The organism is Acetobacter tropicalis, assembly GCF_001580915.1.
In the GTDB taxonomy this organism is placed as follows: domain Bacteria; phylum Pseudomonadota; class Alphaproteobacteria; order Acetobacterales; family Acetobacteraceae; genus Acetobacter; species Acetobacter tropicalis.
Genome location: NZ_LHZQ01000048.1, coordinates 1 through 1067, shown reverse-complemented (window position 1 = coordinate 1067; position 1067 = coordinate 1). Strand labels below are relative to the sequence as shown.

Genomic DNA, 1067 nt, shown 5'->3' with positions numbered 1-1067 from the left:
CTTTTGAATGAGAATTTTCTCAGCGTAAGAATTGAGGAGATTCTGATGAAGAGTGATCGCTTTACTGACGCCCAGATCATGGGTGTGATCCGCCAGGCTGAGGGCGGTGTCCCGGTTCCTGACCTGTGCCGGGAGCATGGGATTAGCAACGCCACGTTTTACCGGTGGCGCGCGAAATATGGCGGCATGGATGCTTCGATGATCAGTCAGATGAAGGCTTTGGAAGAGGAGAACCGTCGGCTGAAGCGCATGTATGCGGATTTGAGCATGCAGACAGATATCCTGAAGGAAGCCCTTGGAAAAAAATGAAGCGGCCAGCCCAGCGCCGGGAACTGGCCGCACAAGCTGTGGCGCATCATGGGGTCAGCATTGCGCTGGCCTGTCGGATTTTTGGGATATCCGAGACCTGCTTTCGCTATCGTCCGCGACTGGCAGCGGAGAACGACAGGATTGCCGCTCTTCTGGTGGGACTGACCCAGGCTCACAGGAGATGGGGATTTGGTCTGTGTTTCCTGTATCTGCGCAATGTGCAGGGACATGTCTGGAATCATAAGCGGGTTTATCGGATCTATCGGGAACTGGAACTCAACCTGCGGATTAAACCCCGCAGGCGTCTGGTTCGCGAAAAGCCTGAAAAGCTGTCGGTTCCGGCCCTTCCCAACAGGGTCTGGTCCATGGATTTTATGGCGGACAGGCTGATGGATGGACGTGCTTTTCGGCTCCTGAACATTCTGGATGACTTCAATCGTGAAGGACTGGCGATCGAGGTTGATTTTTCCCTGCCAGCCTGTCGGGTTGTCCGCTGTCTGGAACAGGTTATGGAGTGGCGTGGCAGGCCAGAAGCCATCCGAATGGATAATGGCCCTGAATATGTCAGTCATACGTTGGTTTCATGGGCCGAAAAACAGGGGATTACCCTGATCTATACGCAACCGGGTAATCCGCAGCAGAACGCCTATATTGAACGCTACAACAGAACTGTCCGGCAGGAATGGCTGGAGCAGTATTTGTTTGAAAGCATTCAGGACGTGCAGGAGGTCGCAACACAATGGCTCTGGACATATAAC

Annotated in this window: 1 protein-coding gene; it reads left to right on the top strand. The window is 53.6% G+C overall.

Features of this window, described 5'->3' with window-relative positions; translation table 11 throughout:
• Positions 1-45: 45 nt before the first annotated feature.
• Positions 46-1067 (top strand): IS3 family transposase gene (locus tag AD944_RS00265; RefSeq protein WP_156477211.1). Its coding sequence is split into 2 segments (ribosomal slippage), with 1023 coding nucleotides annotated over them: positions 46-307 and positions 307-1067; the frame shifts between segments, so codons are not numbered across the junction. This gene is flagged as partial in the annotation.